Raw genomic sequence first — 6,190 nt, forward strand, 5'->3', positions numbered from 1 at the left:
CCGCGACCTCCTCTTTGCTCCCCAAGACCTCGGTAACCCCGTCGGCGGTCATGAGCGAGAACGACCCCTCCGCCGCCCCCATCACCACTGGCGCGTTCACCACGACCATCCGCACACCTGCATTGAGCATGGCTCTTGCTCGCTCCTCCTCGTGCCAGCCCAGTTTGAAGGCCACCGTCACGGGGCGGCAGGCAGCCATCACCTCATCGATGACCTTCGGGAGGGGATCGAGCCTGACCGTCAGGGGTGAGCCGCTCGGGATCTTCCCCTCCCGGCGCTCGGGGGCAAAGTCAGATATCGCCGCCGCGCTCGCGTAGATATCGGCCCCCCCGTCCTGGAAGACCCCGAGGACCGCCTCCCGCATCTCAGCGGCGCTCGTGGCATGGATATTCCGTACACAGGGGAACGACCCGCTGTGCACAACCGTCACGTCGGCACCGAGCCTGAAGGCCTCAAGCGCGAGCGCCCGCCCCATCTGCCCGGTCGACCGGGTGGTGAGGACCCGGACGTCGTCGAGGGGTTCTGCACATGCCCCGCTCGTGATCAGGACCCGTTTTCCGGAAAGCGGCCGGCCGAGGATCGCCCGCTCGGCATGGAGGACGATTGTCTCGTTATCGGCGACCTTTGCCTTCCCTTCCTCGATCCTGGGAGCGATGAGATCGATACCCCAGGAGCGGAGCCGCTCGAGGTTCTCCGCGACCCCCGGGTGGCGGTACATGCTCTCGTGCATCGCCGGGGCCACCACCACCGGCATCCCCCGCCCGAGCGCAGTCGTCGCGAAGGTTGTGACAGGGGTATCGTCGATCCCGCAGGCGATCTTCCCGATGGTGTTTGCCGTGCAGGGGGCGACCAGCAGGAGGTCGGCCGCCCCGCCCTCCCCGCAGTAGAGGACGTGCTCCACAAGCCCGGTGATCCGGGTGATCGTCGGCCGTCCGGTCGCGTAGGTCAGGGCGTCGGGATGGATGATCCCGGCCGCCGCCTCAGTCATGACCGCCTGCACCTCCGCACCCCGGCGGCGCAGGGCGTGGGCGAGTTTCACCGTCTCCACGGCCGCGATGCTCCCGGTCACTGCAAGGACAACCGTCTTTCCTGAGAGTCTCTTCACGATATCGTCACATCCTGCACCATATGCCACGCGTGCGGGCCGTACTTCTTCACCCGGCGGGAGGTGACCGTCGCCGCCAGCCCGGCCTCGGTCACCGCTTCCCGGATCGTGGGTCCCACATCGCCGATGCTGTGGACATGCAGCACGCTCCCGCTCCGGACATGGGCGAGAGCGTCGGCAAGCATCGACGGGGCGTCGAAGTGCCCCATCAGGACCCGGTCGTAGACGCCGGAGAGGAGCCTTCGGCAGTCCCCGACCTCTGCCCTGACACGGTCCGCGACATGGTTTTCTATAATGTTTCGCTGCAGGTATTCAAATGCTGTCTGGTTGATCTCCATCGCATGGACCGTCGCACCGCTTACGGCCGCCGGTATGGTGAAGTAGCCGATCCCGGCGAACATATCGGCGACCCGCTCCCCGGGCCTGACGAGAGCGGCGATCCTCGCCTTTTCGTTGCGGTTCCCTTGCGCAAACATCACCCGGCCCGGGTCGAGGATGAAGGTGTAGCCCTCTTCACGGTGGCGCACCTCCCCGGTGGTGCCGTAGAGGACCTCCACATCAGGGATGCGCATCTCGCCCACAAATCCCTTCACCCTGATAACCCCGCGGGGGCGGCAGTGGTGGACGATTCCAGCCAGTTCCTCATCAGTCGGCGCATCGCCGTGAAGCACAGCGACATCCCCGACAAGGTGGTAGCCGCGGCCCCGGTAGACCTCCCGCTCAGGGAGATCCTCATCAGCCGGGAACCCCTCCCTGACCGGGACCCAGGCGGTACCGTCGCGGACGTAGGGCCGACGGGTGCGGTCCACCCACTCAGCGTCCAGAAGACCGGCGAGAGCGGCAGCCGGCACCTTCCGCGCACGCACCGCCACTCACCCGACGATGACCAGGCGGTCCTGCTCTTCGTCGCGGAGCACCCGTATCGGCTGCCCCTCCACCGGGAACGTCCAGGGAACAGCGTCGAGTTCCCGGGTCCGGTAGGTCCTCGGGTCCATGAGCCCCACGACGTTTGGCTGCGTGAAGACGACGAGCGCCGACTCGGCCTCACGGACGTTTCCGATAAGGCGCTCGACCTCCGCCTCGGTGAGGGTCCGGGCAACGCCGGCCTTGAGGTCAAAGACCCGGAGGCGCTGCTGCCTCTCGATCTCGCGGACCTCGAAGTAGTCGCCCCGGGACACCACCACATCCCCCTTCTGGTAGTAGGGGAGACGGATGGAGTAGGTGACACGGTAGAGGGCTTTGCCTTCTTTCTCGCCGACCAGTTTCGGGTGGGTCGTATACCGCCCGCCGAGCGCCCCCGTGATCATCCGGGCGATCTCCTGGCCGAGGTGCTGGGACCCGACGGTGATATCGACGCCGTCTTTTGAGTCCTCAAGTTCCGATATGAACGAGAGCCGGTCCCCGGCCTGCTGGAGGGACTCTTCGGTCTGCTCCGCGATGCTCACGGCGACCTCGCGCTCGTAGCCGTTGATCTTCCTGTCCGTAGCCCGCACCTGGACGATCCCCTCGTAGTAGCCGCCTGAGATCCGGCTGCACCGGTCACAGGCCTCCTTCTGCCAGAGGATCTCGACCTCGCAGGTCTCGTGGACCGGGACCGAATAGAGGGTCGCCTCCACATCGAGGGTGCAGGCCGTCCTGTTCGACGCGGTCTCCTCCGACCGGACCGTGAGCCTGACGTTCTTTGCATCCTCATGGATGCTCATCGCCGATACCGCCAGTTCGGCGATGAGGTCTTCACGCGGCATCCGCAGGTCGGACCAGGTCTTGCCGTGCTTCTGCGAGTCGCAGACCGGGCAGTAGACCGCGGTCACGCGGGACTCGCAGGAAAGCAGCCTGGTATCAGCGGCCCGGCACTGCGGGCAGAGTCCTCCCTCGGTCGGTTGCCCGCAACGGGGGCAGATGCTTGTCTGTATGGTCATATCCCAAATACCTGGGCATGGGGGATATCGCCGATCATGACGCAGTCCTCTTCCCTGACGAGCCCCAGGGCGATGGCGATGGCTACGACACGCTTCCCGATGATGTTTGCGTTCGTCGCGTCAGCAAGAGCCCGGCCGACCTCTTCCTCGGTGGCACGCTCCGTGCCGTAGAACCCTCCGGTGATGCAGACTTCCACGTCTCCGTGCATCAGGGTGACGCCCAGGAGCTCGGAGTCGCAGGCGGCCACCACGTCACCGGCACCCGGTATGTGGTGCACTTTCAGGTACATCATAGATCTCTTGGGTGGGGGTTATCAAAAAGGTGCGCTGTTCCGCGAAGGAAGGACAATATCCACGCCGTAAGTGCGCGACGGCGTATCGGCGTGGATGCGCCAGGCATCCTCTTCGGTGATGAGCCCCCCTTCCAGGTAACGGCGCGTGAACCGGGGGACCGACTTCGGGCCGATTACAGCGCCGGGCCTCTCATTCTCGTCCATGTAGTCGCTCTCCATGGTGAACCGCCTCCCGGCCCGGGCAAGCGCCGGGATATCCTCGTGTCGCGCGATGAAGGAGGGGGTGAGCGGGGTATCAGGGGTTGCGAAATGTTTGACGACCCGCTCAACCGGAATTCCCGCTCTGCCGGCCATCTCGACGACATCGGCGCAGGGCCCGCTCTCGGCGTGGAGCTGGACGGCGCACCCGCACGCGGCCCCGAGTTCGAGTGCGTGGAAGAGGACCGCGTTTGAGGCGGCGAGCACCTCCGGGGCTACCTCGTAGTGGGGCCGGCCGCTCTTCAACGCGACGGCCTCCCCTTCCTCGACGTAGCGGGCCGCGAGGTCGAGCCCCGCCATCATCAGGTCGGCGGCCGCATCCAGGCTCATCCTCTCAGCGAGGCGGCTCATCTCTGCCGGGTGGACGCCGAGGACCGGATAGACCACAAGCCCGGTCTCCCTGACCATCCCGGCCACCCGGAGGGTTGCATCGAAGGCCCTCCGGTAGTCGTCGCCGGAGGTTGGCTCGATCCCGAACGACCAGGAGGGTTTTGAGACGAGGAAGATGTGCGTCCCCCCGCTGCGCCGGAAGTCCTTCGCGGCCTCGATCCCCCGGCCGTTCTGCGGGTCGATGTGGATATGGTCGTCGGTGATCGGTATCCCGGAGAGTTTCATGAGATCTCGACGACCTCCATCATGGGGTAGTCGTCCTCGAGACGCAGCCTGGCCCGGCAGACGGTCTCCCCAACCGTGGTCGTGATCTCGACATCAAACATCTTCCCGGTGAGTTCCGAGTAGCCGAACCGGTTTGAGACCATGAGATCGCGGTTCAGCCTGACACGGATGTTGGTCACGTAGGGCTGGAGGCTGACGGCCTGCTCGATTGCGGCCTCAACGGACGCTGCGGTCTCGCGGGCGATGGGCGTCCCGACGAACTGGTGGTAGATGGCGCCGAGTTTGATGCCTGCTTCAAACGCGGCCTTCTCGCGGTCGGTGATCATAATAATAGTAGGTTTGTAGTGTAGGGTAATAAGGGGCTGTCGCCCGAACATGAGGATTCCGTTTTAACAAGAGGACTCTCTGGATTTCAAGTTCCCGGTTTGTCCCGGATGTGTATCGGTTTGGTGTGAGTCGGGAGAAAATCAGGATGACTCCATGGGAAATCAAGTACTTTTCGTGATTTTTTGACTGATGAACCGGATGATAATACTCGTGAACAACAGGGCAAAAAATAACCACTGCCTGGGGCGGTCATAATGGCCGCTCTGTACACTCTCGTAAAAGTTTGCGATGAGAAGAACTACTGCAAGAGCGAATACCAGTTTCCATAGCAACGGCAGATAATTGCGAATCATGGTTGTCACAAAAAGACGGTAGTCATCAGTCCGCGACCCCCTGTCCACGCCGCCGTTCCCAGACGTAGAGGATGGGATAAGCGATGATACCGACAAGTATGACCCCCTGGAGAGTGGGAATAACCGGATACCCCAGTGCCAGACGGCGCAGAAGGACAATCCCGGCTGCTCCGAGGTAGAAGACAACCGACCGTGTGAGGGTGATGCGGTGCTCGCCGCCGTCGGTGAAGACGATCCGCGCCAGAAACATGCCGATGATGAGAAGGACGGGGAGCCAGAGTACCTGGTTGATGGAATACGCACGGGACGCGTAGAGGTAGATCAGGAAGATCACGACGGCAAGGACGGCGTCGACCACCTTATCGACGGCGCCCCTCCTCTGCTGCGTCTTCTCCTCTCTCCGCTCTCCCGGGCGGAGAGCATGGTGAAGGATGCTTATGGGGTTTGGGTCGGCCAGATTCTCCTTTCGCCTGTACCACACCATGACACAGAAGAATCCTGCAGTGATCGCCAATGCCAGGGGAAACAACAAGAACGCCGGTATTGGGAAGGGGCCTGTCGTGATGACGACGGCGACAATGATGACCGATATGAAAAAGATTGCAGTTGAGCGCCAGAGTTCCTCTTTGACGATAGGATCAAGTTTCATACACACCACCGGGTGCCAGGGGTAAATTCGCCACCCCGTTACGCAATCCACCGGGTAACCCCGGTATTTCAGGAGTAGTCCGGATTGCCCTTGCGCCGGCCCCGGAGAGATCGAATGAGCCGCCGCGGCCCTGCAAGCGGGGGCCCGGTCTACATAGAGACTAGGGGCCGGGTCTATTTATATATTCTCTCCAGTTTCTTCACACGGCTGCCGGTTATCTGAAAAAGCGAAGCGACCGATCCCGACCCCGGGGGCAGTTGACCGACACCCCGCCTGGGATATTCGTGATACATCTCGTCACAGGAAACCCATTATCGTCGACGAGTCCCCCGCACAACCGATTGCTGCATGCCGCTTTTTGTCGTCCGGACCCTTGTTGCACGCTACGGAAGGAGGGTCCGGGTCGAGGAGGGTGCCGGGCCGGCCGGAGGAAGGGGGCGGCGTTCTGGTTTACGCTGAAGTGGCCTTGCATAAAACCACTCCGGCATACTCGCCTTAAGGGCATACTTCGCCTGCCGGCCTTCTCCGCAGGATTCATCGGCGAGAACGGCCTCGATCGGATGTATGAAGGCAGTTTTCTGCGACCAGCGGAAAAATTTATCTTGTGGCGCGCCTCTCCTACCATCGGTGATTCGTAATGCCGGAACCAATCTATTGCGAATATTGCGGGC

The 6,190-nt window shown here is 62.9% G+C and carries 7 protein-coding genes; all 7 read right to left on the reverse strand.

Annotation, left to right across the window (positions count from 1 at the left end; translation table 11 throughout):
• Positions 1-1,105: bifunctional phosphopantothenoylcysteine decarboxylase/phosphopantothenate--cysteine ligase CoaBC (gene coaBC / locus BP858_RS05885; protein WP_286879088.1), on the reverse strand; the 1,105-nt coding region annotated here is incomplete at its 3' end.
• A complete protein-coding gene (locus BP858_RS05890) occupies positions 1,102-1,971 on the reverse strand; it encodes a class I SAM-dependent methyltransferase (RefSeq protein WP_286879089.1) in 870 nt (289 codons plus the stop codon). The genes BP858_RS05890 and coaBC, both read right to left, overlap by 4 nt.
• Positions 1,972-1,977: 6 nt before the next feature.
• Positions 1,978-3,024: a 60S ribosomal export protein NMD3 gene (locus tag BP858_RS05895; RefSeq protein ID WP_286879090.1), complete on the reverse strand. Its 1,047-nt coding sequence runs from the start codon at positions 3,022-3,024 to the stop codon at positions 1,978-1,980.
• Positions 3,021-3,317, reverse strand: a complete 297-nt coding sequence (locus BP858_RS05900) for a DUF424 domain-containing protein (RefSeq protein WP_349680569.1) — start codon at positions 3,315-3,317, stop codon at positions 3,021-3,023. The genes BP858_RS05895 and BP858_RS05900 overlap by 4 nt, the downstream gene beginning before the upstream one ends.
• A 21-nt stretch (positions 3,318-3,338) precedes the next feature.
• Entirely contained in the window at positions 3,339-4,190 is an 852-nt protein-coding gene (locus BP858_RS05905; protein WP_286879091.1) for a TatD family hydrolase, read from the reverse strand.
• Positions 4,187-4,516: a dihydroneopterin aldolase family protein gene (locus tag BP858_RS05910; RefSeq protein WP_074175292.1), complete on the reverse strand. Its 330-nt coding sequence runs from the start codon at positions 4,514-4,516 to the stop codon at positions 4,187-4,189. Before BP858_RS05910 ends, BP858_RS05905 begins: the two co-directional genes overlap by 4 nt.
• A gap of 379 nt (positions 4,517-4,895) precedes the next feature.
• Positions 4,896-5,519 (reverse strand): hypothetical protein, encoded by a 624-nt coding sequence (locus tag BP858_RS05915; protein WP_286879092.1) that lies wholly within the window; start codon positions 5,517-5,519, stop codon positions 4,896-4,898.
• Positions 5,520-6,190 lie beyond the last annotated feature (671 nt).

This window comes from Methanoculleus sp. UBA413 (genome assembly GCF_002502935.1).
GTDB lineage: Archaea > Halobacteriota > Methanomicrobia > Methanomicrobiales > Methanoculleaceae > Methanoculleus > Methanoculleus bourgensis.

Coding starts and splice junctions, on each gene's coding strand:
- BP858_RS05895 (WP_286879090.1), bottom strand. CDS start 3,024: ATGACCATACAGACAAGCATCTGCCCCCGTTGCGGGCAACCGACCGAG.
- BP858_RS05900 (WP_349680569.1), bottom strand. CDS start 3,317: ATGATGTACCTGAAAGTGCACCACATACCGGGTGCCGGTGACGTGGTG.
- BP858_RS05905 (WP_286879091.1), bottom strand. CDS start 4,190: ATGAAACTCTCCGGGATACCGATCACCGACGACCATATCCACATCGAC.
- BP858_RS05910 (WP_074175292.1), bottom strand. CDS start 4,516: ATGATCACCGACCGCGAGAAGGCCGCGTTTGAAGCAGGCATCAAACTC.
- BP858_RS05915 (WP_286879092.1), bottom strand. CDS start 5,519: ATGAAACTTGATCCTATCGTCAAAGAGGAACTCTGGCGCTCAACTGCA.